The 22953-nt window shown below is 31.7% G+C and carries 29 protein-coding genes; 11 read left to right on the forward strand and 18 right to left on the reverse strand.

Features of this window, described 5'->3' with window-relative positions; genetic code table 11:
* Nucleotides 1-52: 52 nt before the first annotated feature.
* From MHM83_RS00455 to MHM83_RS00475, 5 genes are all read right to left on the reverse strand, one after another.
* Nucleotides 53-523 carry an ExbD/TolR family protein gene (locus tag MHM83_RS00455; protein ID WP_047789990.1) on the reverse strand — a complete coding sequence of 157 codons (471 nt, stop codon included), beginning with the start codon at nt 521-523 and terminating at the stop codon, nt 53-55.
* A gap of 17 nt (nt 524-540) precedes the next feature.
* Entirely contained in the window at nt 541-1167 is a 627-nt protein-coding gene (locus tag MHM83_RS00460; RefSeq protein ID WP_047789989.1) for an ExbD/TolR family protein, read from the reverse strand.
* Nucleotides 1168-1173: 6 nt separating this feature from the next.
* Entirely contained in the window at nt 1174-1611 is a 438-nt protein-coding gene (locus MHM83_RS00465; RefSeq protein ID WP_047789988.1) for a hypothetical protein, read from the reverse strand.
* Nucleotides 1612-1620: 9 nt separating this feature from the next.
* Nucleotides 1621-2334, reverse strand: a complete 714-nt coding sequence (locus tag MHM83_RS00470) for a MotA/TolQ/ExbB proton channel family protein (RefSeq protein WP_047789987.1) — start codon at nt 2332-2334, stop codon at nt 1621-1623.
* Nucleotides 2335-2587: 253 nt separating this feature from the next.
* The gene (locus MHM83_RS00475; RefSeq protein WP_173358864.1) at nt 2588-3619 is read right to left on the reverse strand and encodes an asparaginase; all 1032 of its coding nucleotides are present in this window, start codon (nt 3617-3619) and stop codon (nt 2588-2590) included.
* Nucleotides 3620-3713: 94 nt separating this feature from the next.
* Between MHM83_RS00475 and MHM83_RS00480 the strand changes: the two genes are divergently transcribed.
* Nucleotides 3714-4412 (forward strand): zinc metallopeptidase, encoded by a 699-nt coding sequence (locus MHM83_RS00480; protein ID WP_047789985.1) that lies wholly within the window; start codon nt 3714-3716, stop codon nt 4410-4412.
* A gap of 112 nt (nt 4413-4524) precedes the next feature.
* Here MHM83_RS00480 and lepA read toward each other — a convergent pair whose 3' ends face one another.
* The 4 genes from lepA to MHM83_RS00500 all read right to left on the reverse strand — a co-directional run bounded on the left by lepA (nt 4525) and on the right by MHM83_RS00500 (nt 8821).
* Nucleotides 4525-6321: a translation elongation factor 4 gene (gene lepA / locus MHM83_RS00485; protein WP_047789984.1), complete on the reverse strand. Its 1797-nt coding sequence runs from the start codon at nt 6319-6321 to the stop codon at nt 4525-4527.
* 167 nt (nt 6322-6488) lie between these two features.
* Nucleotides 6489-6686 carry a hypothetical protein gene (locus MHM83_RS00490; protein ID WP_073182094.1) on the reverse strand — a complete coding sequence of 66 codons (198 nt, stop codon included), beginning with the start codon at nt 6684-6686 and terminating at the stop codon, nt 6489-6491.
* Nucleotides 6687-6696: 10 nt separating this feature from the next.
* Nucleotides 6697-8088: a radical SAM protein gene (locus MHM83_RS00495; RefSeq protein ID WP_239178110.1), complete on the reverse strand. Its 1392-nt coding sequence runs from the start codon at nt 8086-8088 to the stop codon at nt 6697-6699.
* Nucleotides 8069-8821 carry a prolipoprotein diacylglyceryl transferase gene (locus MHM83_RS00500; protein WP_167712977.1) on the reverse strand — a complete coding sequence of 251 codons (753 nt, stop codon included), beginning with the start codon at nt 8819-8821 and terminating at the stop codon, nt 8069-8071. Before MHM83_RS00500 ends, MHM83_RS00495 begins: the two co-directional genes overlap by 20 nt.
* 65 nt (nt 8822-8886) lie before the next feature.
* Here MHM83_RS00500 and dusB point away from each other — a divergent pair, with 65 nt between their 5' ends.
* On the forward strand, nt 8887-9888 hold the full coding sequence (dusB, locus tag MHM83_RS00505; protein ID WP_047789981.1) for a tRNA dihydrouridine synthase DusB: 1002 nt from the start codon (nt 8887-8889) through the stop codon (nt 9886-9888).
* Nucleotides 9889-9896: 8 nt separating this feature from the next.
* On the opposite strand, the gene MHM83_RS00510 is transcribed toward dusB, so the two are convergent.
* From MHM83_RS00510 to MHM83_RS00530, 5 genes are all read right to left on the reverse strand, one after another.
* Nucleotides 9897-11099: an ABC transporter permease gene (locus MHM83_RS00510; RefSeq protein WP_073182098.1), complete on the reverse strand. Its 1203-nt coding sequence runs from the start codon at nt 11097-11099 to the stop codon at nt 9897-9899.
* Between the two features lie 38 nt (nt 11100-11137).
* Entirely contained in the window at nt 11138-11533 is a 396-nt protein-coding gene (rbfA, locus tag MHM83_RS00515; protein WP_047789979.1) for a 30S ribosome-binding factor RbfA, read from the reverse strand.
* Nucleotides 11534-11554: 21 nt separating this feature from the next.
* Nucleotides 11555-12202, reverse strand: a complete 648-nt coding sequence (locus MHM83_RS00520) for a response regulator transcription factor (RefSeq protein ID WP_082118668.1) — start codon at nt 12200-12202, stop codon at nt 11555-11557.
* A 52-nt stretch (nt 12203-12254) separates the two neighbouring features.
* Complete coding sequence (locus MHM83_RS00525; RefSeq protein WP_159509440.1) at nt 12255-13004, reverse strand: sensor histidine kinase; 750 nt, start codon at nt 13002-13004, stop codon at nt 12255-12257.
* Between the two features lie 595 nt (nt 13005-13599).
* The gene (locus MHM83_RS00530) at nt 13600-14178 is read right to left on the reverse strand and encodes a hypothetical protein (RefSeq protein WP_047789975.1); all 579 of its coding nucleotides are present in this window, start codon (nt 14176-14178) and stop codon (nt 13600-13602) included.
* 396 nt (nt 14179-14574) lie between these two features.
* On the opposite strand from MHM83_RS00530, the gene MHM83_RS00535 reads away from it, so the two are divergent.
* Genes MHM83_RS00535 through truB form a run of 8 tightly spaced genes read left to right on the forward strand, consistent with a single transcriptional unit; the run spans nt 14575 to nt 19547 of the window.
* Nucleotides 14575-15168, forward strand: a complete 594-nt coding sequence (locus MHM83_RS00535) for a DUF2589 domain-containing protein (protein WP_047789974.1) — start codon at nt 14575-14577, stop codon at nt 15166-15168.
* A gap of 59 nt (nt 15169-15227) precedes the next feature.
* Nucleotides 15228-15899 (forward strand): hypothetical protein, encoded by a 672-nt coding sequence (locus MHM83_RS00540; RefSeq protein ID WP_047789973.1) that lies wholly within the window; start codon nt 15228-15230, stop codon nt 15897-15899.
* A gap of 2 nt (nt 15900-15901) precedes the next feature.
* The gene (locus MHM83_RS00545; protein ID WP_239178111.1) at nt 15902-16444 is read left to right on the forward strand and encodes a hypothetical protein; all 543 of its coding nucleotides are present in this window, start codon (nt 15902-15904) and stop codon (nt 16442-16444) included.
* A 30-nt stretch (nt 16445-16474) separates the two neighbouring features.
* A complete protein-coding gene (mce, locus tag MHM83_RS00550; RefSeq protein WP_047789971.1) occupies nt 16475-16879 on the forward strand; it encodes a methylmalonyl-CoA epimerase in 405 nt (134 codons plus the stop codon).
* Between the two features lie 58 nt (nt 16880-16937).
* A complete protein-coding gene (locus tag MHM83_RS00555) occupies nt 16938-17816 on the forward strand; it encodes a cell division protein FtsX (RefSeq protein ID WP_073182105.1) in 879 nt (292 codons plus the stop codon).
* Nucleotides 17817-17823: 7 nt separating this feature from the next.
* Entirely contained in the window at nt 17824-18066 is a 243-nt protein-coding gene (locus MHM83_RS00560; RefSeq protein ID WP_047789969.1) for a DUF3098 domain-containing protein, read from the forward strand.
* A 2-nt stretch (nt 18067-18068) separates the two neighbouring features.
* A complete protein-coding gene (locus MHM83_RS00565) occupies nt 18069-18863 on the forward strand; it encodes an undecaprenyl-diphosphate phosphatase (RefSeq protein ID WP_239178112.1) in 795 nt (264 codons plus the stop codon).
* Complete coding sequence (truB, locus tag MHM83_RS00570) at nt 18864-19547, forward strand: tRNA pseudouridine(55) synthase TruB (protein WP_239178113.1); 684 nt, start codon at nt 18864-18866, stop codon at nt 19545-19547.
* Here the strand turns inward: truB and MHM83_RS00575 are convergent.
* The 3 genes from MHM83_RS00575 to MHM83_RS00585 all read right to left on the reverse strand — a co-directional run bounded on the left by MHM83_RS00575 (nt 19542) and on the right by MHM83_RS00585 (nt 21781).
* On the reverse strand, nt 19542-20021 hold the full coding sequence (locus MHM83_RS00575; RefSeq protein ID WP_159493499.1) for an ABC transporter ATPase: 480 nt from the start codon (nt 20019-20021) through the stop codon (nt 19542-19544). The two genes, truB and MHM83_RS00575, sit on opposite strands and share 6 nt — an antisense overlap.
* A gap of 92 nt (nt 20022-20113) precedes the next feature.
* Nucleotides 20114-20704, reverse strand: coding sequence for a thioredoxin family protein (locus tag MHM83_RS00580; RefSeq protein ID WP_047789965.1), 591 nt, complete (start codon nt 20702-20704; stop codon nt 20114-20116).
* Between the two features lie 111 nt (nt 20705-20815).
* Nucleotides 20816-21781 (reverse strand): NAD-dependent epimerase/dehydratase family protein, encoded by a 966-nt coding sequence (locus tag MHM83_RS00585; RefSeq protein ID WP_167712971.1) that lies wholly within the window; start codon nt 21779-21781, stop codon nt 20816-20818.
* A gap of 183 nt (nt 21782-21964) precedes the next feature.
* Here MHM83_RS00585 and MHM83_RS00590 point away from each other — a divergent pair, with 183 nt between their 5' ends.
* Nucleotides 21965-22489, forward strand: coding sequence for a hypothetical protein (locus MHM83_RS00590; RefSeq protein WP_239178114.1), 525 nt, complete (start codon nt 21965-21967; stop codon nt 22487-22489).
* Here MHM83_RS00590 and MHM83_RS00595 read toward each other — a convergent pair.
* On the reverse strand, nt 22476-22946 hold the full coding sequence (locus tag MHM83_RS00595; RefSeq protein WP_047789963.1) for a regulatory protein RecX: 471 nt from the start codon (nt 22944-22946) through the stop codon (nt 22476-22478). The genes MHM83_RS00590 and MHM83_RS00595 overlap by 14 nt on opposite strands.
* Nucleotides 22947-22953 lie beyond the last annotated feature (7 nt).

The raw sequence follows: 22953 nt of genomic DNA on the forward strand, positions 1-22953 counted from the left end.
TATAAAAAAAGAGCAATCAATAGATTGCTCTTTTTGTTTTATTTAAAAGTAATTACTTCTTAATAACATCTCCCTTGTGAGTAGATAAACTTAATTTAAGAGCGTTAACATCTCTTAATTTCTCACGAATGTCAGCTAATGTACCTACACTCGATTCTCTATCTGCTTTTATAGAAGTTGTCATAAAAGGTACTTCTGCTTCAGAAACATTATCTCTTTCAAGATAGATAAAAGAAGGAACTTCATCTGGAGTCGCTATTTTATCATTTAACTGTATTCTATTGTACCCTGTTCCATACTTTGGGTCTTTAGCTTTACCAACATAAATTGTACTCACCAAACTTTTACGCTCAAGCTTCTTTACCTCACTGGCACTTGGTAAACGAGGTGAATCTATTTGTAAATCTGTTTCTCTCATGGTAGTAGTTACCATGAAGAAGAATAATAACATGAAAACAATATCTGGTAAAGACGCCGTGGATAATGCTGGCAATCCTTTTTTCTTCTTTTTAAATTTAGACATATTCTATTGTTTTACTATTATTGAACATTTGTTGGGTCTGTATCAGAAATAATTTGAGGATAACTCGCCTTAATATCTTCAACCTTCTTTCTTAATGACTCATCTTTTCTTGCACTGTCTTTAAAAGCTTGTTCTAACTCTGTAAAGCTCATACCATATTTTTCTTGGCATAACCTGTTACGTAACTCTGTATAAGCTCTTAACAACTCATTTTGCACAGCCACATACGTACCATACTCAGTACCTCTATCACTCTCAACAGAGATTACTGCTTTTGTTGGATGATCTGACGACTCAGGGTCTTTATCACCTTTACAGTAATTACAAGTAGTTCCTGCTTCCATTCCTGGCATTGGGTTACCAATACCCCCACCATTATCAATAAATTTAATAGCAGCATCTTTTAAGTCTTTCAACTCCATTGCCTGATCTTCAACTAAAAGTTGATTGTTTCGGTTAATGCTTACTTGAAAAATATTTTTTTCTTTAATAATTGGTGGCTTTACATCAGTCTTTTCAGCTAACTTTTTAGGGATACCTGAATCAACATCCATAGTAGTTGTTACAAGGAAAAAGATAAGTAGCAAGAAGGCAATATCTGCCATCGAACCTGCATTAATTTCTGGGTTTTCTCTTCTTGCCATATTAACTTATGATTTAACTATTCCTTTTAATAAATCCCAAACAAAGAATGCACCAGCTATTGCCCCTAAGATAATACTGTATGTAATCCCTGTTCCTACCCATTTAGATGTACTTCCTTGTGCTGCTAATTCTGCTCCATCTGCTCCAATCACTTGTGCATCTGAAGATAAGAAATAAGACACTGCAAAAAGAACTGCTAATGCTAAAACACCTAATAATACCTTTTTTAATGCTGCAGGATTTTTAAACATCCCCCACATTGAAGCTGCAACTGCTGTTACTACTACTGCAATCAATAACCAATAAGAATAAGTTACTAAAGGAGAAACAGCACTTGATACTGCCTCTAAATCTTCTTTATCTATTCTTGCTACATTTAAAAATAATGCAGCACCGATAAGTGAAATTGCAGCTACTAGTAATGTTAATATTTTACTATTCATATTGATTGATTATTTTTTATACTTAGCTAATAAATCGATTAAAGAGATAGATGCATCTTCCATGTTGTTAACGATACTATCAATTTTCGAAATAATGTAGTTATAGAAAATTTGTAAAATAATCGCTACGATAAGACCAAATACTGTTGTTAATAATGCAATCTTAATACCACCTGCTACTACCGCTGGAGAGATATCGTTTGCTACAGCAATTCTATCAAAAGCATCAATCATACCAATTACAGTCCCCATAAACCCTAACATCGGTGCTAATGCGATAAATAAAGATAACCAAGAAACATTTTTCTCTAATAATCCCATTTGTACTCCACCGTATCCTACTACAGCTTTTTCAGCAGCTTCTAACCCTTCATCAGCTCTTTCTAAACCTTGGTAAAAGATAGAGGCAACAGGACCCTTTGTATTTCTACATACTTCTTTAGCAGCTTCTACACCTCCTGAACTTAATGCTTCGTCAACGCTTGCTACTAATTTTTTAGTATTTGTTGTAGCCATATTTAAATAAATAATTCTTTCAATTGCAATAGCTAAACCTAAAATTAAGGCTACCAATACAATTCCCATAAACTTAGGGTCTCCTTCAATAAAACGTTGCTTTAACTCTTGGTGAAAAGTTTTCTCAGCTTCTTGAGCATAAGTTGATTGAATAGCTCCTAAAAACATAAATCCTGTAACAGTTAGGATATTTACTACTTTTTTCATTTTGTTATAATTAATTTTAAATAGTTAACGGGTTAAAAATACAAATTTTACTATGAATATCTTATTTTTTTACAAAATAAGTAATTCTTCACTTGTACTTATTACGCTTTTAATTTTACAGAGTGGCAAGTAACAAAAAAATGTTGGTACATTAAAAAAAAACTATAGTATTTCTATTAATCTACCCCTTTTTAACTCTTTTCTATAGTATTTCAAGCAGTTACATACACAAAATTAACGATTTATTTACAAACTAAACCATTTCTCCTCTAAGAGGTATTTGAAAATAATGCGTAAATTCTTCTTTTGAAAGCTTTTCTCCCAACAAATACATCATTTTAGCAATGGCTGTTTCGGTTGTAATATCCTTACCGTCAACGATACCAATACGTTTTAATTCTGAACTTGTTTCGTAGTGCCCTAAAATTACACTTCCTCCTTTGCATTGCGTTACATTAACAATGTAAATCCCTTTATTTACTGATTCTTCTAATAAATCAACAAACCATTTTTCAGTTGGTGCATTTCCCGATCCATAGGTTTCTAAAATAATTCCTTTCAAATCTGGAATATTCATAAAACTTCTCACTACAGACTCTGTTATACCAGGGAATAACTTTAAAATAGCTACATGATTATCTAAATTCTTTCTTACTATTAATTCTTTTTGATCTCCCCGAGGTTTGAGTAATAATGGGTAATTAAAATTTAAATGCACACCACTTTCTGCTAAGGGAGGATAGTTCATAGAAGCAAATGCTTCGAATTGTTCAGCATTTATTTTTGTAGTTCTGTTTGCTCTATATAATTTATATTCAAAATATAATCCTACTTCTTGAATTACTGGTTTGCCATTTTCATAGGCTGATGCTACTTGTATAGATGTAATTAAATTTTCTTTAGCATCTGTACGTAAATCTCCAATAGGCAATTGTGATCCCGTAAAAATCACAGGCTTTTGTAAATTTTCAAACATAAAGCTTATTGTAGACGATGTATACGACATGGTGTCTGAGCCCGTTAGCACTACAAATCCGTCAAACTTGTCATAATTATCGGAGATTATATCTGCTATTTGTATATAATAATGTACACTCATGTTTGATGAATCAATTGGTTCATCAAACGATATTGTATTAATTTCGCAATTAAGCTGCTGTAATTCTGGAATTTTACTTGAGATTTGACTAAAATCAAATGCTTTTAACGCTCCCGTATTATAGTCTTTAACCATACCAATAGTTCCGCCTGTGTAAACTATTAAAATTTTAGGTTGATTTGCCATTTTGACATTTTTTTATACCGTTAATAATTTGGAATAATTTATGTTGTAAATTTAACCAACAAAAATGATACAAAATTTTAAAACTATATAGATTATGATAGGATTTTATATTCTAATTGGTATTATATCTCTTTTCAGTTGGTTAGTGAGTAATACGTTAAAAAGAAAGTTTAAAAAATACTCTCAAGTTCATTTACGAAACGGTATGAGTGGTGCTGAAATTGCACAAAAAATGCTAGCTGATCACGGTATTTACGATGTTCAGGTAATTTCTACACCAGGTATGTTAACCGATCATTACAACCCTCAAAACAAAACTGTAAACTTGAGTGAAGCTGTGTACAACCAACGAAATGCTGCCGCAGCTGCTGTAGCTGCTCACGAGGTAGGGCATGCTGTACAGCATGCTAGAGCTTATCAATATTTACAAATGCGATCTAAACTAGTACCCATGGTAAGTATTACTTCTCGTTTTTCTCAATGGATGGTAATTGGTGGTATTGCTTTTGGTGCTGCTTCTGGTAGTACAGGTATTGGTTTTTATATTGCTTTAGCTGGTTTAGCATTTATGGCTTTAGGTACTGTTTTTAGCTTTGTTACCTTACCTGTTGAGTATGATGCGAGTAATAGAGCCTTAGCTTGGTTAGAAAATAAAAACATGGTTACTCGTGAAGAACTAGCTGGATCTAAAGACGCTTTAAAATGGGCTGCAAGAACGTATTTAGTAGCTGCTCTAGGTTCTTTAGCAATGCTATTGTATTGGGCTTTGCAAGTTTTAGGAAATAGGGATTAAAATTTAATGTAACAATTTGGAAATTTGATAATCTAATATAAAAACCCCGTTTTGATTTCATCAAAACGGGGTTTTTATATGTTCTTGTTTATCTATTCTAATTTCAAAAAAACTAGTCATTCAACTTCAACACTGCCATAAACGCTTGCTGTGGAATTTCTACATTTCCTACTTGACGCATACGTTTTTTACCTTTTTTCTGCTTCTCTAATAATTTACGTTTACGAGAAATATCTCCTCCATAACATTTTGCAGTTACATCTTTACGTAAAGCTTTTACAGTTTCACGAGCAATAATTTTTGCTCCAATTGCTGCTTGAATAGGAATATCAAATTGTTGTCTTGGAATCAGTTCTTTTAACTTTTCACAAATACGTTTTCCTATTGAATACGCATTACTATCGTGTAATAGAGCTGAAAGCGCATCAACTATTTGTCCATTAAGTAGCATATCTACACGAACTAACTTTGACTTTTGCATTCCTATTGGATGATAATCGAACGACGCATATCCTTTAGATACTGTTTTTAATCTATCGTAAAAATCAAAAACGATTTCTGCCAACGGCATATCAAAAATTAACTCCACTCGCTCTGGAGTTAAATAAGTTTGATTTACAATTTGTCCGCGTTTTTCAATACAAAGCGACATTACTTGTCCTACAAAATCGGCCTTTGTAATAATTGAAGCTTTGATAAATGGTTCTTCTACCCTATCTAACTTTGATGGATCTGGTAAATCTGATGGGTTATTCACTATAATAACCTCATCAGGATTTTTCTTCGTGAATGCATGGTAACTTACGTTAGGAACCGTAGTAATTACCGTCATATTAAATTCACGTTCTAGACGCTCTTGAATAATTTCCATGTGTAACATTCCTAAGAATCCACATCGGAAACCAAAACCAAGTGCTGCTGAACTTTCTGGTTGAAAAACTAAGGAAGCATCATTTAATTGTAGCTTTTCCATTGAAGCACGTAGTTCCTCGTAATCTTCAGTATCTACAGGGTAAATTCCTGCGAATACCATTGGTTTCACATCTTCAAATCCTTCAATTCTATCTGTAGTTGGATTGGCAAAATCGGTAATAGTATCTCCTACTTTTACTTCCTTTGCTGCTTTAATTCCTGTAATTAAATAACCTACATCTCCAGTTTTAATTTCGTTTTTTACAACTTGACTTAGTTTTAAAGTTCCTACCTCATCGGCTCCATACTGTCTACCTGTAGCCATGAACTTTATTTGTTGATTCTTTTTAATAGAACCATCAATTACTCTAAAGTAGGTTTCAATTCCACGATACGAATTGTATACTGAATCGAAAATCAATGCTTTTAAAGGTGCATCGGGATTTCCACTCGGTGCAGGAATTTTTTCAATAATTGCCTTTAAAATATTATCTACTCCAAAACCTGTTTTTCCACTTGCGTGAATTACATCTTCTGGCTCACACCCTAATAAATCAACAATATCATCTGTTACTTCCTCTGGGTTTGCTGAAGGTAAATCTACTTTATTTAATACTGGAATAATTTCCAAATCATTTTCTAACGCTAGGTATAAGTTAGAAATAGTTTGTGCTTGTATACTTTGTGCCGCATCTACAATTAGCAATGCTCCTTCACATGCTGCAATAGAACGAGAAACTTCATAAGAAAAATCTACGTGACCTGGAGTGTCAATTAGGTTTAATATATAATCTTCACCTTCATAAACATAATCCATCTGAATAGCGTGTGATTTAATGGTAATTCCACGTTCACGTTCTAAATCCATGTTATCAAGTAACTGATTTTGTTTTTCACGCTCAGTAACCGACCCAGTATAATCTAATAATCTATCTGCAAGGGTACTTTTACCATGATCAATATGTGCAATTATGCAAAAATTTCTAATGTTCTTCATTCAATGTAAAGTTTCTCAAGCCATTTCTAAACATGTAACATAAACTTTTATTAGCTCAATATCTAGAATGGATTCATTCGTCGTAATTCTAACTACTTGTAATTTGCAAAGATACTTTATTTGCAGGCTACTACAAACAAAATAAATAGCGAAAATTATACTCTTATTTAGGTAAGCATACTACCACATATACCTAATCCGATTATCAGATACAAAACAGCTAGTATATAAAATATTTTTGAAGCTGTTTTACTTTTTTTTCTAATAGCTGCTCCAATAACAGCTAGTAACACGGGTGGACCAAACATAATTAAACCTATAATTACGAATAAACCTGAAAGATCGCCTACTTCTAAAAATACCATATCCTTTTTCTTATATTTCTTGTCTTAACTTTTCTAAATATTCTTTTTTATCATCTCTATAAAAGAGATTCATTGTCTCAAAAGGAATAATTTTATTGTCTTTGTCTACTATATGCACGCATGATTTTTTTACCGCTCGTACATCAAAATTATAAGCATCAATAAACTGCATAATTATAACTCTAAATAAATTATCGTACCCTAGCTCTGGTGCATCAATATTTGGTAAACAACACATGATTGATTTTAAATTTTCTTCTGCCACTTCAACAGAATTCCCCGTACTAAATAACTCTATCATTTTTCCGTGTAGCGCTTCATCTTGCTCATAAATAATGGTGTTTTTACTATTATCTAACAAATCATTGGGATTAATATACCTAGTTAACGGAAACACTTCTCCTCCCAATTTTAGAGCATATCCCATTACCAAAGCATCAGGATTACAAGGTACTGGAATTAAATCGTCAGCGTTGAAAACATCTGTTTGTTCCATTATTTTTCTTCTAACTTCAGTAAGCGTCATTCTATCCGTTTCTGGATTAAAGCCTTCTAACCTTCCAGCTATTTGTGTTGGTTGAAACGTAACCCCTCTCACACACTTTTGCTGCAAGGCATAATCAATTACTTTACCTATTTCGTGATCATTTAATCCTTTTTGAAGCGTAACTACTAAAGTTGTTGATAGATTTAACTTATTCAAGTTTTCGATTGCTTGTCTGCGAATTTCATTCAAGTCTGCTCCTCTCAACTCTCTCAACACACTATCTTCAAAGGAATCAAACTGTAAGTAAATTTCAAAATCAGGTGTATAGGTTTTCAATCGTTCAGCAAAAGCAACGTCTTTCGCTATTTTAATCCCGTTAGTATTCAACATTAAATGTCGGATAGGAAGTGATTTTGCATAGTCTAAAATTTCCCAAAATTGAGGGTGTATCGTTGGCTCTCCTCCACTGATTTGTACTACATCAGGTTCTTTTTCATTTTTCACCACAGCATCTAACATCGCTTTTACTTCTTCTAGTGTTCGATGGCGTCCATACGTAGGTGATGAACCTGCATAACAAGTAGGGCAAGTTAAATTACATCTATCGGTAACCTCAACAACGGTTAAACATGAATGCTGTTCATGATCTGGACATAATCCGCAATCATAAGGACATCCATAATCTGTTTTTGTATTAAACGTATAGGGCATTTCACTAGGTTTGTTATAGTTTCTGATATTTTTATAATATTCAACATCATCTGCTATTAACACTTTTGAACTTCCATGTTCTCTACAACGCTTAAGCATATAAACCTTGTCGTCTTCAAATACAATTTTGGCATCTACTCTTTTTAAACATTCAGGACATAAACTCAATGTAAAATCGTAGTAGTTATATTTTCTTTCTGGCATTTTTTATTTTTAGAATTATAAATTTTGTGTAATATACATAACAAACTATACATAGTATTTGAATAGTGCTTAAACCAAAAATTAAAAAAGTATTGGGTTTTAAAAACTCTATACAAAAGCGAAAACCAAAATAAGCTAACATAAAAAACTTAAAAAGTTCTCCTGATTGTAAAATGTATTCTTTCTTTAGGTATTTTAAACTGATGAATAACCCTACTAAAAACACCAGTTCATATAATGCAACTGGGTGCCTTAATACTCCATCCCCTAAATCCATACCTAAGAAAGAAGCAGTTTCTCTCCCATAAGTAAATTCATTAATTCCAGAAAGAAAACATCCTATCCTTCCTATAAAAATTCCTACAATTATTGGGAGCACAAACAAATCACCCGACGATTTTGTTTCTCCTATTATTTTTTTCGCAATTTCAACACCTAATAAGCCACCAAACAAGCCTCCCATAATTGTTTTTGTATTCAAAATTTGAATTATGTTTTCTGTAGAAAAAGTGACTAAAGGATTTTCTAACACTCCCACCAATCGAGAACCAATTAAAGCTCCAGCTGCAGCTCCTAAAATAATTGACAACCTATTCTGAGAAGAAATATCGTCTTCTTTTTTCTTACCCAAGAAAACATAATAACGAAAAGCTAAAAAAAATGCTAAATATTCTAAAACAAGATGAATATTAATCGTGTAACCGAACAAAATAGGCTCAAAAGGAAGTTTCAATAAAAAAGTTTGTGAGTTAAAAAGCGAAATATACATAATTACTCAAAAAAAAGTAACTTTGCAGCATGATAAAAATAGGTAACATAGAACTTCCTGATTTCCCGCTGTTATTAGCGCCAATGGAAGATGTGAGTGATCCACCGTTTAGAGCTTTATGTAAAGAAAACGGTGCTGATGTGGTGTATACTGAATTTATTTCTTCGGAAGGATTGATTCGCGATGCAGCAAAGAGTGTAATGAAGCTAGATATTTACGAAAAGGAGCGCCCTGTGGGGATTCAAATTTTTGGCGCAAATTTAGATTCTATGTTACGTTCAGTTGAGATTGTTGAAAAAACGAATCCAGATATTATTGATATCAATTTCGGTTGCCCAGTAAAAAAAGTAGTTTCTAAAGGAGCTGGGGCTGGAATTTTAAAGGATATTGACTTGATGGTAAAACTTACCGAAGCAATGGTTAAACACACCAACTTACCTATTACTGTAAAAACTCGTTTGGGTTGGGACCATGATTCTATTCGAATTGTTGAAGTTGCCGAACGTTTGCAAGATGTTGGCTGTAAAGCAATCTCTATTCATGGGCGTACGCGTGCTCAAATGTACAAGGGTAATGCTGACTGGGCTCCAATTGCTGAAGTAAAAAACAACCCAAGAATGCATATTCCTGTGTTTGGAAATGGGGATGTTGATTCTCCTGAAAAAGCCATGGAAATGCGTGACAAATACGGATTAGATGGCTGTATGATTGGTCGTGCTTCTATTGGATACCCTTGGTTTTTTAATGAGGTAAAACATTATTTTAAAACTGGCGAACATTTATCTAAACCAACAATTTCTGAACGTGTTGACATGGCTCGTCGTCATTTAGAAATGTCTATTGACTGGAAAGGTGAACATTTAGGTGTTGTAGAAACAAGAAGACACTATACAAACTATTTTAAGGGAATTCCACATTTTAAAGAACACAGAATGAAAATGGTTACTTCTGACGATCCTAAAGATGTTTTTGCAGCTTTTGACGAAGTACAAGCTAAGTTTGGAAATGCAACGATTCCTGAAATAGGGTAAATAAAAACTTATCGTTCAATAAAACTTTTTGAAATCCTTGAACTTGCAATTTTTGCTGCTAAATATCCTAAAGCTGAAATTGTAACAACCACTACCAATAAGTTTATCCACTTAAACTCTACTGGGTATGCTAGATTTTGTGTAATCATTAGCAACTCAAAACGTTGTTGTATTATTACAATGATAACACCTAAAGCAATTCCTATTGTCATTCCTACAAGTGTTAGTAAGAAACCTTGCAGTACGAATATCTTTTTTATATCGTTTATACTACTTCCTAAATTAAACAGCGTTTTTAGGTTTTGACGTTTATCGATAATCATCATGATAATTGACCCTATCACATTAAACAAAGCTATAGCAACAATTAACGTAAAGATTAAATACGAAATGAAGTTTTCGGTATTAATCACTTTATAATATAACGTATTTAACTGTGCGCGGGTTTGCACTTTTAATTCATCTCCTAAAACATTTTGTAAGTTATTTTGGAATGTATCAAGATTTACCCCTTCTTTTAAGCGAAGTTCAACACCCGTAATTTGATTATCGTCGTATCCTAACAATTCTTGAGCAAGTGAAGTTTCAGTAAACACATATTTGTTCTGAAATTCTTCCGCACCTGTATATACTCCTACTATTTGTGTAGAAACAGATCGAAAAGCATTATTAGCATTGATAAATCCTTTTCCTGGTTTAGGCACTAAAATTTGAAGTGCTTCCCCAAAATTAAAAATACCCAGTGATAGTTTATACGATATTCCATACCCAACTACCGCCGTATTTTTATACTCTTCGTCAATCCAAGTACCTACTGTCAGCAAAGAATCAGTCGGAATAATTCTTGGATAATTAGAATCTACTCCTTTAATTTGAGCTATGTGCTCTTTGTTTTTATACTTTAAAAAAACACGTTCTTCCACTACTTTTGATGCAGCTTCTATCTCTTTGTTTTGCTGTAAAATACTATCTATTTTTTGAGAGTACAGGAAAGTCTTTCCTTTAGATGCGGTAATTTTTATATCGGGATCAGAAGCATTAAGTAATGAATCACTAAACGTTTTTAATCCTGAGAAACCAGATAATACAACAAACAAAGCCAAGGTACCAACTACAACACCAAAAACAGCTATTGCTGTGATTATATTTATTGCATTAGTACTTGTTTTAGAAAATAAGTATCTCTTAGCTATGTATAAAGGAAAGTTCAAGCATTCATAAATTTAGCTAGCCAAAGTAACAAAAATTATTAACGTTTTTGACGACGAGGCAGAACATCTGGATTTTTTATTGGGTCTACATCTTCTCCTTTTAAAGACTTATCAATATCCTCAATATAATCCAAACTATCATCTCCAAAGAACAACAATTCTGGCATTCTTCGTAATTGATTTTTTGTTCGTTGTGCTAATTCATGACGAATTAAGGGTGTATTAGATTTTACTCCTTCAATAATTTCGTCTCTTTTTTCTGAAGGGAAAACACTTAAATATACTTTTGCCACTCCCAAGTCGGCAGTAACCGAAACTTTAGAAACCGATATAATCACTCCCTTCATTCCATCTTGAGCAGCACGTTGTAAAACGTCTACCAAATCCTGTTGCAACACTCCTGCTATTTTTCGCTGTCTATTTGTTTCTTCCATGCTGCAAATTTAAGCATAAAATTACGGAGTGTAAATTTTATTTTTTATGGCATACATAACCAAGCCCACTCTATTTCTTACATTTAACTTTGTAAATAGACTATCTCGATAACCGTCTATAGTTTTTGGACTTAAAAACATTTTTTCAGCAATCTCTTTGTATGTTAATTCCGAGCATGCTAGCTTCATAAAAGTTATTTCATTATCCTTAAACGCTAGGTTATTTCGTGAGTTCTTTCCTGAAACGGAATCTAACAATAACGTGGTAACATTTCTGGTATGATAAAATCCGTTGTCCATCATTTCTAACAACGCTTTCTCTAAAATTTCTTTCTTAGTATCTTTTAGCAAGTACCCTACAGCACCAGCTTTTAACATTTTTAAAATAGTGCCGTCAGCGTCCTCTACAGACAATGCCATAACATGTACTTGTGGGTAGTTATTCACTATCCACTCTGTAGTTTCAATACCGTTCATCACAGGCATATTAACATCCACTAAAACTAAATCTGGTATATTTTTAGGTGATGCCAAAAACTTTTCTTCAACTTCTTTACCATTTTTGCAAGTGTAAAGCACCTTGAATTTATCAAAAGTATTTACCATACCTTCAATAGCTTGTGATAATAACGTATGATCATCTACAACAACAACTGAGTATTTCATAATTTTTGTGGGTTATATTTCGTTATTAGTTGTTGGGGAAATACACTAAAGTTCTTTAAATATAGTAATTTATTATTAAACCTGTACCTTTTTGGGGCTCTGACATAAACTTTGTTTCCGCATTAATTAGTTTTGCTCTTGCTTTTATATTCTGCAATCCTAAGCCTTTAAATCTAGCTCTTTCCATATCAAAGCCTACTCCATTATCTTGAGCTTTTACCTCTATTGAATCTTCTTTATAACTCAAAAACACATCTAATTTAGATGCTTTAGAATGCTTTATAGTATTAGAAAAAAACTCTTGAAGGATTCTAAAAATTACTATTCCATGCTTTTGATTTATTTCTATTTCTTCTCCTATTACTCTTAAACTTGCTTCGATATAATTCAATCTATTGAATCGTTCAATCTCTAATTCTAAAGCTTTTCTTAATTTTATATTATTAATAAAATCAGGATTAATTATTTTTGATAAGGCTCTTACTTCTGTTAAACTTTTTGCTATAATTTCTGAGATTTCTCCCATATTGTCAGGAGAGGCATGTTGTAATTGTATTTTTGCTAAAGTTAGGAGTTGACCTATATTATCATGCAACTCCCAACTAATATTTCTTAAAGTCTCTTCTCTTATTTCTATCTGAGTTTCAGCAATTTCACGTTCATAACGTTTTTTGTTTTTATCTCTTTCTTGCAACAGTTTATTTTTACGGCGTTGAAAAATTGTAAACAGTACAATTAAAAAAACAATAACAATTATTATAATTAATGTCGAAATAATTAATATCTCTCCTTCTTGTTGCTGCATAATAATCCATAAATTATAAGTAATCCCATTAAAATTGTTAAAACATCTAATACAAAAAATAATTTTCTATTTTGCATATACTCAAGAATTATAAAAAAAGGGATTGATGGAAGATAGAAAACCATAAAACCTATTGAAATCCAAAAAGACAGGGATTTTTTATAACTAAGAATTTTATCAGATAGCAGTAAATTTCTTAAAAAAAGTAAAACATAAACACCAATTACTATTGATTCTACTAACAAACAATATCTGAAAAAATCACGATTTATCCATACAATAAGCCATGATATTAAAAAAAACAGAAAAAATAACTTATGAATCTTAATTGTCTTGTTATCTGTTGCTAAATTTATGTACATCAAAGTAATTAAGCTACATTCGACTAATGTAAATACGTAATAATATATAAAATTTGATGTTCCATTTTTAACGTGATAATCTCCAATCACCTCTACAACCACTGTACTAAAACATAAGATAGTCAAAAGCATTAAAAAAATCGTGTTATACTTCTTTAACATAACTAAAGAGACAATCAGAGTAATTACTTGGATAACCAATGAGAAATAAGAAATCATAAATATTCTAAAAATTAATCGTGTGGTGGTGCTATTTTTGTCTTATTCCCTACTCCACTTTCTGAATCTTCAAGAGTTATTTCAGTACGCATCATCATAGTTTTAGTTTCATGTTTCTGTGTCTCTTTTTTCTTTCTTGAGTCATAACGCCACTCATAACCGTTATGTTCTAAGACTTCTTTTAAAGTAACTATTTTTCCTTTTTTTGACTTTAAAACATCTATAGCAACTTCAACACCATCAACAATTGCTGTTGGAGTATATAGTAAGTTTTCGTAACCTTCATATTTATCAATATGTGTGTTTTCTTTATTATAAACACCTTTAATAAAGCTAATACCCTTTAATTGAATTCCTTTTTTATTAGCTATCTTTTCTACATAGTCTAAGTAGTTCTTTAACTCTTGAAACCCAAATGTATTAACCCTAGTATCTTCAAAACCTAACTCATTAGTTAAAATTTTTAAACGTGTTTCATCATACTCTGAAAGCATCAATACGATTTCTTTATACGTGAGTAATGTTTTTGGTTTGGATGGCTCTTGTGGTTTTGGGCATATAAGCCCTAAAATACTTTGTAAAATTTTTCTCATAATTCTTAAATTTCGCTAATTTTATTATATTTCAAAAATACTTACATTTTTTTAACTAGATTAAAACATTTACTTCTACAAACAACAAATCAGACAGTTAACAACATAAATACAGGAAAAACCCCTTATACCTATAAATGTTTTAACTATTACTTTTTCATGACATAGACTCTTGTTTTTTTCTTTCTTTTTAAAATATATCTTATTTTTTACTCCTCAAAGCCTACAAGGAGAAAAACCTTCTTAAAAACCTAGGTTTATTACAATGTTTTTACCGTGATACTCCTCAAAACTAAACTCTAAATTTCATTCAATTTTGCCATCAGTTATTTCGAAATACTGGGCGACAACCGAAAAGCCTAATTATAAACAGAGTAGGTACACAAAATAAAAAATATGCCAAATTTAGTTCCAGAATTAAACAGTTTGGATTTCAATGTATATGTTGGAGGTCCTTTACAAGCTGCGATACAAGCACAAACAGCAGCTTCGATGGCTACTGTAAACTTTATTAAAGAAGTAGGTTTTGAAAAAAGCAATGACCCTGCCAATCCAGACTCTTTACGTTACGTTGATTTTCAGTATGAAAAATCAGTACCTAATCCTGATTATGATCCTGACAAGGCTGTTGATGCTAACAATCCAAAGTTTATAAAAAGTGAAATTGAAATCAAAGTACCATTTCTAACAATGCTTACCATTCCATCAATCCGTATTGATGAAGTAAACATTGATTTTAATGCTCGTTTAAGCTCTACTGAAACGAGCAACGTATCATCTGAGTTTGCAGCTAGTGCAGAATTAGGAATCAATTACAAAATTGTAAACTTTAAAGCTTCAGCATCTTACAAAAGAAACACATCTCAAGGTGTTAAGGTAGATAAGACATATAACCTAGGTGTAAAAGTTCGTGCTGTAAACGACGAGTTACCAGAAGGGTTAAGTAGAATCTTAAATATGTTAGAGGATAGTATTGCTGCTGTAGCTTAACATTTATAACGGGGTTGTACCGTACCAAACCGTACAACCTCTTTTTTAAAATTTTTATTATGGTAAATTTAAATGAATATTTAGGTGGAATTGCCACCAGCATTGCAGAAGCACGTTTAATGTCTGATTTGAAATCTTTAGAGATTGCTGAGAAGTTTTCACGTCATGAGCTCTTAAAACACTTTTCTATTCCTCGTTTTAAAGCACAAAATATTGAACTCACCATTCCTGTAGCCATTGGAGAATTAGAAGAGACTTATGAAGCCGATTACGAACCTATTGATAATGTTGCTTTCAATTCACAAGCCTATACAATTTTAAAAGATGCTTCAAAAATTACTTCTTTTGATAGAAAGACATCTACTATGCTTCGCTCAATAATAGCACAAAGAACAGATGAACTTGAAAAAAACATAAAAGCAACTGGTGAAGTTGACCCTGTGTTATCAAGGTTTTCACAACAATTATCTAAAGAGTTTATCTCTATTTATAGTGAAAAGGTGAGTTACGACGTATTAGTTAAAAAGCTTAATTCAGAATTAAGACCATCTATTAAAAGTAGACAAATAACACAAAAAAACACGAAAGTTATTGTAGAAGCTCATAAACTAAACGAAATCAAACCTGAAAATATAGTTCAGATTAAAATGACTTTAAATGAAGAAGGCATGGAGTGGTATACTTCAGAAAATGAAGATGGTGTAAGAGAAACCAAACTATTACCAGAATAGTTATGAGAAAATCAATTACAAAAATAACCAATCAACTCAAAACTCAATTGAACGAAATACATGAGTTAGCGAATCAAATTGAGAAAAAAAATACACAAAGCGCTAAAAATATTCGCAATTGGTTGTTAGCTACAGAAGAAGTATTGAAAGCACTTAATTTACCAGATTCATCAAAATTTGCAGTTAAAAGAGCCATGTTAAGTTCATTCATCCCAAATAGTAGAAATAAGAAAAAAGAGACTCTACAATTAGGAGCTTCAACATTAACAGAAGCTCAACAAGACTTATGGGAAGTATACACTCCCTATGCTACCATTTTAGATAATTCAACAACCTTGATAGAGCAACTTTTAGCAGTAATTTACCAAACCAAGCAGTTTAAATACGACACAAATGAAGATTTTACGCAATTCCTAGAACAAATTTGGAGGTTTTGTTGTAATCATGAACAACTTAAAGGAATTAGCTCACAAATACTTTCAATGATAAATCAATCAGATGTACTTATTATTATAGCTGAAAAAATAGCAATAGAAAGTTTATAGATAGTTCTCTATATTTTTTACTTTTACGTTATGAACAAAATTGAACATATTGGTATAGCCGTTAAAGATTTAGAAAAATCTAACTCATTATTTGCTTCTCTTTTTGGAGAAGCACATTATAAAATTGAAGAAGTTGCTAGCGAAGGTGTAAAAACTTCATTTTTTAAATCTGGTCCTAATAAAATTGAATTATTAGAAGCTACGAAACCTGACAGCCCTATAGCCAAGTTTATAGAAAAAAAAGGAGAAGGAATTCATCACATTGCTTTTGCTGTTGATAACATAAAAGAAGAAATTAAACGTTTACAAGGTGAAGGTTTTACAGTTTTGAATGAAACTCCTAAAAAAGGAGCCGATAATAAACTAGTAGCTTTTTTACATCCTAAAACTACCAATGGTGTACTTATTGAGTTATGCCAGGAGATAGAAGAATAGGAAGTATTTAAAAATTAAATATTTGTATCTTGCAACGCCTTAAAATCAGTATTTACTAATGACAACCTCTTTTGATTCTTTTCAAAAACGCCGATTACAATCTTCATACATATCTGTAGTAGTAAGTATTGCACTTGTACTTTTTATGATTGGTGTTTTAGGCTTAGTTCTTTTAAAATCAACAAAAGTTGCAAATCATTTTAAGGAAAAAGTAGTTATGACACTTTTCTTAAAAGATGAAGTTGCTGATAAAAATATTAAAAGTCTTAAAGAGTCTATTAAAAAAGAAGAATTTGTTAATAAGGTGGTTTATATTTCTAAAGAAGATGCCGCCAAAGAGTATAAAAAAGATTTAGGTGAAGATTTTTTACAATTTTTGGGAGATAATCCTTTAAAAAATGGAATAGACATTTATCTGAAAGCAGATTTTGTGACTCCTGAAAAAATGAGTGAGCTTGAAAAATCTTTTGATAAAAACAAGTTTGTAGACGAAGTAAGTTACGACAAACCGTTAGTACAATTACTTACCAAAAATATTCAACGTATTAGTTTTTGGCTCTTAGTATTAAGTGGTTTTTTCGGGTTGGTTGCTATTATTTTAATAAACAGTTCTATCCGATTATCGATTTATTCAAAACGATTCAATATAAAAACCATGCAAATGGTAGGTGCTACAAAAAGCTTTATTCGTAAACCTTTTATTTGGCAAAGTATAAAACTAGGATTACTAGGAGCTTTTATAGCAATAAGCGGGTTAGGTATTTTAATTTATTATGTAGATAAATACATACCTACATTAGAATTACTCACAGATTACGTTGCATTAGGTTATGTAGCTGGTGGAGTTATATTGGTTGCATTTTTTATTACATGGATTAGTACCTTCTTTGCTACACAACGATTCTTAAATTTACAAACTAACGATTTGTATTACTAAAATATTTATGAAAAAAGACAATTCACCAAAACAAGAATTTCTATTTGGTAAACGAAATTATATCATTATGCTTATTGGTATCGCTGTAATTGCCTTAGGATTTATTTTAATGGCAGGTGGCGGTAGTGATGATCCTAATGTGTTCAATCCAGAAATATATAGTTGGCGTAGAATTCGTTTAGCTCCTACCTTAGTAATTATCGGATTGGGTATAGAAATTTATGCTATTTTTGCCAATCCTAAAAAATAAGCATGGATTTATTAGAAGCAATTATCCTTGGAATTATCCAGGGTCTTACTGAATTTTTACCTGTATCCTCTAGTGGTCATTTAGAATTGGTAAAAGCTTTATTTGGAGACACTTCTGTACCTCAAGAGAGCTTAACTTTTACCGTCGTATTACATGCTGCAACAGCATTAAGTACTATCGTAGTGTTTAGAAAAGAAATTGCTGAAATTTTTAGAGGTTTATTTCAGTTTCAATGGAATGAGGAAATGCAGTTTTCTGTAAAAATTGTGCTGTCTATGATTCCTGCTGTGGTAATTGGTTTAGCCTTTGAAAAAGAATTGGAAAGTTTTTTTGGAGGAAAAGTTTTATTAGTAGGTTTTATGCTTTTGGTAACTGCTGTGTTACTTTTATTGGCTGATAAAGCTAAAAACACAAACAAAAGTGTTTCTTTTAAAAGCTCAGTAATTATAGGAATCTCTCAAGCTATTGCCATGTTACCTGGAATTTCACGTTCAGGAGCTACTATTTCAACATCTGTATTATTAGGTGTAGACCGAACTAAAGCTGCTCGTTTTTCTTTTTTAATGGTGGTACCTTTAATTTTAGGAAAAGTTGCTAAAGATATTTTAAGTGGAGATATTAACTTTCAAAGCTCAGAGATCGTTCCATTATCTGCTGGATTTGTTGCTGCTTTTATCTCTGGATTATTAGCGTGTACTTGGATGATAGCCTTAGTTAAAAAGAGTAAATTATCATATTTCTCATTATACTGTGCTATTGTAGGTTTAATTGCCATTGGCTATTCTTTATTTTTCTAGATGACTGCAGAAGATTACAAAAACGGACAGGTTTTACTAATTGATAAACCTTTAGAATGGACTTCCTTTCAGGTAGTGAATAAACTTCGCTGGCATATTCGTAAGCATTTTAATATCAAAAAAATTAAAGTTGGACATGCTGGAACTCTTGATCCTTTAGCTACTGGCTTGTTAATTATTTGTACTGGAAAACAAACCAAAAACATTAACGAATATCAAGGGCAAGTAAAAGAATACACAGGTACATTTATTGTGGGTGCTACCACACCTAGTTATGATTTAGAAACTGAAATTAACGAAACATTCCCTACAGAGCATATAACAGAAGAGTTACTACACAAAACTACTGAGCAGTTTATTGGTAAAATTCAGCAAAAACCACCAATTTTTTCAGCTATTAAAAAAGATGGAAAGCGTTTATATGAATTAGCTCGAAAGGGTGAAACTACTGAAATTAAGGCTCGCGAAGTGGAAATCAACGAGTTTGAAATCACCAAAATTGATTTACCTAACGTAGAATTTAGAATTATGTGCAGTAAAGGAACTTATATTCGCTCTATTGCCAACGATTATGGGGAAGCGTTAAATTCTGGAGCACATTTATCTGTATTACGAAGAACCAAAATTGGAGATTTTTCTGTTGATAACGCACAAAGTGTTGATGAGTTTATCAATAGCCTATAAAAATCTACTATACCAGCTTTCTGTAATAGGTACTTCCCAATAATTTTCTAATTCTATTTTAGTTTGCACTAAATTATCAAAAACTATTGTTTTAGCTGATACAGACTTCTTTTTAAGCAGCTTTTTAAACTCTTTGACGTCTTTGTACTGAATAAATTCTCCTTGCTTAAAACACACATTCATTTTATCTAACAACTCCACTTCATATTCCTTTTGTAGTTGTAAAATAAATGCCACTTGTTTATCAATATCTGCATTCGTTAATACTAAATCTTCTTCAACAGAAAAAATAATGAAACGATTGTATTTTAACTCAAAAGAAGCTTTGAAATCAGTATTTTCAGACTTCCACTCTTCTACAAAATGGTGTAATTTTTCTTTTAGCCCGTCAATTTCTTGTGGGTAAAATTTTCGACTTGATGGGTATACCCAAACTTTTGCCTCTTCTGATAAACTACTGAATTCTACAAACATATTTATTCATTATGAGCGCAAAGATACAGAAAACAATTCCCCTTTTTGATGAAAAACAAAAAGGGGAATTTCTAGCTTGATTATACACTTTATTACTGAAGCATTGATATAAGATCTTCTTGTGTATTTTCTCCTTTATTTTTATTGTACCAAACTTGTAAATCTGTTTTAAAATCAGCATCTAAACTACCATGTTTTTCTTTATAATCAACAACCATTTTTGTTGCTTCGGTAGGTCTTGGTCCCCAAGTATTGATTACTTCGTTCTCTTTATTTAAAGCAATTAATTTAGGAATTGATCTTCCTCCATTTGTTAAAAATTCGTCCATCAATTCTAAGTTTTCATCTCGTAAAACTAGTTTTAAATTGATGTTTGGATTTTCTTCTGCTATTTTATTTATTACCGGTAGGTTTTGTGCTGCATCACCACACCATCCTTCAGTTAACACTAACCAAGTTTGCGGTTCTTTTACATCTTTAATTTTAGCAAGTGTTTCTTCGGTTAATTTTACCGTTTTGTCTAAACGCTTCATACGTTTATCATTTAACTTACTATAGTTTAATAAATCATCTGATTGATTAGGTCCTGTAGATTTTCCTTGTGCTATTAAGTCACTTACTAAATCTCTATATTCACTATAAGAGAATGCCTTTTCTAAGCTATTTTGAATAATTTTTTTCATCGTAAATGTATTGTTATTACAAAAGTATTTTATCTATAATAAATCTTAGGTAACCTAAGTTACAATTCATTATAAAACTTGAATAACATAGACGAAAACATAAATACAACCTTACACTTTTGCTGATTCTTCAGTCTTAGCTTGTAAATTGGTAATAATATCTTTAGTCATAGAAGCTAAGTCAAACTGATGTCTCCATCCCCAATCTTTTCTTGCTGCTGAATCATCAATTACTTGAGGCCAACTATCAGCAATGGCTTGTCTAAAGTCTGGATTATAGGTGATGGTAAACTCTGGAATGTATTTTTTAATTTCTGCAGCTATTTCAGCTGGTGTAAAACTAATTGCTGCTAAGTTGTATGAAGTTCTTGTTTTAATATTTTCTTCATCTGCTTGCATTAACTGGATAGTTGCATTGATAGCATCGTCCATGTACATCATTGGTAAACGTGTATTTTCTGACAAAAAGCACTCAAAAGTTCCTTTTTTCAATGCATCAAAGTAAATATCAACAGCATAATCAGTCGTTCCTCCACCTGGTAACGTTTTCCAGCTTATAATTCCTGGGTAACGAATGCTTCGTACATCTACCCCATATTTATCGTGGTAATAATTACACCAGTGTTCTCCTGCTACTTTACTTATTCCATAAACCGTAGAAGGTTCCATAATGGTTTGCTGTGGCGTATTCATTTTTGGTGATGTTGGTCCAAAAGCAGCCATTGAACTAGGCCAGTATATTTTTTGAATATGTTTTTCTCTTGCTAACTCTAACACCGCTAATAAGGAAGTCATGTTTAAATCCCAACCTTTTAATGGGTACTTTTCAGCAGTTGCTGATAACATTGCAGCCATTAAATACACTTGGGTTACTTTATATTTTTGAACAACATTTAAAATTTGCTCTTGATTAGTAGCATCGATGATTTCAAAAGGCCCTAAGCTCATCATTTCTGCATTTCCTTCTCTAATATCGGAAGCTATTACATTATCTGCTCCATAAATAGCACGTAATTTTTGGGTTAATTCTGTTCCTATTTGCCCGCAAGCTCCTAAAATTAATATCGTTTCACTCATTTTAAATTATTCAAAAATAGATGTTTGCAAAGTTATTAAATTTAAGATTTCGCAAAAAGCATTTGCTCTTTTTTAACTATCTACAAAAGGGATAGCTAATTTACTGATTTCAAACTTCTAATTTAATTCTGTAAAGAATACCAAGTAAAATATGTACTTTTATCGCTTAATTATTTTATTAAAATGAGTCGTTTTTTATTTGTTATTACTTCATTATTAATTTCAGTTACTTCTTGTAAAAAAAAGAATGAGCAAAAAGAAGAGTTACCTACCAAAACTGAAATGAACATTTCGGTTGAGCATACTGATTACTCTAAAATAAATGAAAAGTACGTTGACGAAATTAAGCCTTGGAAAGAATATTTTATTGTTGAAGATTTTTTGCAAGAGTTGAAAAACACAACTCCCACTGAAGCTTTAAACAATGCTTTAGAGTTAAAAACACTTACAAAACAACTAAAGGACAGTTTAAATATAGAAACTCTAAAAACACCTGCCTTTAAAGCTCGTATTAATGTTTTTGAAAATGAAACTTTACGTTTAGCAGATATGACCTTTATTCCATCGATTTCTGCCAATCAGGTTAACAGTCAGGTTGAAAAAATTATGATGCTTTTTAGCAGTGTTAACGATAAGATTAATACAGTTTACACTAAGAAAAAGTTTGATAGTGAAATAAATCTTGATAGTCTATTTAAGAATCAATAGTTTTTAAGGCTTCGTATATTAAACTACTTTCAAACCCTCTGTATAAAAGGTAGTCAACAATTTTCTTTTTTCTTTTGAAGTGATTTGTTTCAGAGACTGATACATTCTTTTTTTCGACCAAATTATACAAGGTTTTGATATATTCCTCTTCGTCGATTTCTTTCAGAGCTGATTTAATATTATAAGTAGAAATATCTCTAAACTTCAATTCTCTAACTATTCGATCTTTCCCCCATTTTTTTATTCTAAATTTCCCTCTTGCAAAGCTTTTTGCAAAGCGTTCTTCATTTAAAAAATTATGCTCTAGCAAGTGTAATAAAATATGTTCTCTTGCTTCTGGAATTAACTTGTACTCTTTTAATTTCTGTTCTACTTCTTTATGACATCGGTCTTGATACACACAATACTGCTCAATCTTTCTTTTTATTTCTTCAACTGTAAAAACGGATTTATTCATAGCACGA

The organism is Tenacibaculum sp. Mcav3-52 (assembly GCF_022347665.1).
GTDB lineage: Bacteria > Bacteroidota > Bacteroidia > Flavobacteriales > Flavobacteriaceae > Polaribacter > Polaribacter mesophilus.

Coding starts and splice junctions, on each gene's coding strand:
- MHM83_RS00455 (WP_047789990.1), bottom strand. CDS start 523: ATGTCTAAATTTAAAAAGAAGAAAAAAGGATTGCCAGCATTATCCACG.
- MHM83_RS00460 (WP_047789989.1), bottom strand. CDS start 1,167: ATGGCAAGAAGAGAAAACCCAGAAATTAATGCAGGTTCGATGGCAGAT.
- MHM83_RS00465 (WP_047789988.1), bottom strand. CDS start 1,611: ATGAATAGTAAAATATTAACATTACTAGTAGCTGCAATTTCACTTATC.
- MHM83_RS00470 (WP_047789987.1), bottom strand. CDS start 2,334: ATGAAAAAAGTAGTAAATATCCTAACTGTTACAGGATTTATGTTTTTA.
- MHM83_RS00475 (WP_173358864.1), bottom strand. CDS start 3,619: ATGGCAAATCAACCTAAAATTTTAATAGTTTACACAGGCGGAACTATT.
- MHM83_RS00480 (WP_047789985.1), top strand. CDS start 3,714: ATGATAGGATTTTATATTCTAATTGGTATTATATCTCTTTTCAGTTGG.
- lepA (WP_047789984.1), bottom strand. CDS start 6,321: ATGAAGAACATTAGAAATTTTTGCATAATTGCACATATTGATCATGGT.
- MHM83_RS00490 (WP_073182094.1), bottom strand. CDS start 6,686: ATGGTATTTTTAGAAGTAGGCGATCTTTCAGGTTTATTCGTAATTATA.
- MHM83_RS00495 (WP_239178110.1), bottom strand. CDS start 8,088: ATGCCAGAAAGAAAATATAACTACTACGATTTTACATTGAGTTTATGT.
- dusB (WP_047789981.1), top strand. CDS start 8,887: ATGATAAAAATAGGTAACATAGAACTTCCTGATTTCCCGCTGTTATTA.
- rbfA (WP_047789979.1), bottom strand. CDS start 11,533: ATGGAAGAAACAAATAGACAGCGAAAAATAGCAGGAGTGTTGCAACAG.
- MHM83_RS00525 (WP_159509440.1), bottom strand. CDS start 13,004: ATGCAGCAACAAGAAGGAGAGATATTAATTATTTCGACATTAATTATA.
- MHM83_RS00530 (WP_047789975.1), bottom strand. CDS start 14,178: ATGAGAAAAATTTTACAAAGTATTTTAGGGCTTATATGCCCAAAACCA.
- MHM83_RS00535 (WP_047789974.1), top strand. CDS start 14,575: ATGCCAAATTTAGTTCCAGAATTAAACAGTTTGGATTTCAATGTATAT.
- MHM83_RS00540 (WP_047789973.1), top strand. CDS start 15,228: ATGGTAAATTTAAATGAATATTTAGGTGGAATTGCCACCAGCATTGCA.
- MHM83_RS00545 (WP_239178111.1), top strand. CDS start 15,902: ATGAGAAAATCAATTACAAAAATAACCAATCAACTCAAAACTCAATTG.
- mce (WP_047789971.1), top strand. CDS start 16,475: ATGAACAAAATTGAACATATTGGTATAGCCGTTAAAGATTTAGAAAAA.
- MHM83_RS00555 (WP_073182105.1), top strand. CDS start 16,938: ATGACAACCTCTTTTGATTCTTTTCAAAAACGCCGATTACAATCTTCA.
- MHM83_RS00560 (WP_047789969.1), top strand. CDS start 17,824: ATGAAAAAAGACAATTCACCAAAACAAGAATTTCTATTTGGTAAACGA.
- MHM83_RS00565 (WP_239178112.1), top strand. CDS start 18,069: ATGGATTTATTAGAAGCAATTATCCTTGGAATTATCCAGGGTCTTACT.
- truB (WP_239178113.1), top strand. CDS start 18,864: ATGACTGCAGAAGATTACAAAAACGGACAGGTTTTACTAATTGATAAA.
- MHM83_RS00575 (WP_159493499.1), bottom strand. CDS start 20,021: ATGTTTGTAGAATTCAGTAGTTTATCAGAAGAGGCAAAAGTTTGGGTA.
- MHM83_RS00580 (WP_047789965.1), bottom strand. CDS start 20,704: ATGAAAAAAATTATTCAAAATAGCTTAGAAAAGGCATTCTCTTATAGT.
- MHM83_RS00585 (WP_167712971.1), bottom strand. CDS start 21,781: ATGAGTGAAACGATATTAATTTTAGGAGCTTGCGGGCAAATAGGAACA.
- MHM83_RS00590 (WP_239178114.1), top strand. CDS start 21,965: ATGAGTCGTTTTTTATTTGTTATTACTTCATTATTAATTTCAGTTACT.
- MHM83_RS00595 (WP_047789963.1), bottom strand. CDS start 22,946: ATGAATAAATCCGTTTTTACAGTTGAAGAAATAAAAAGAAAGATTGAG.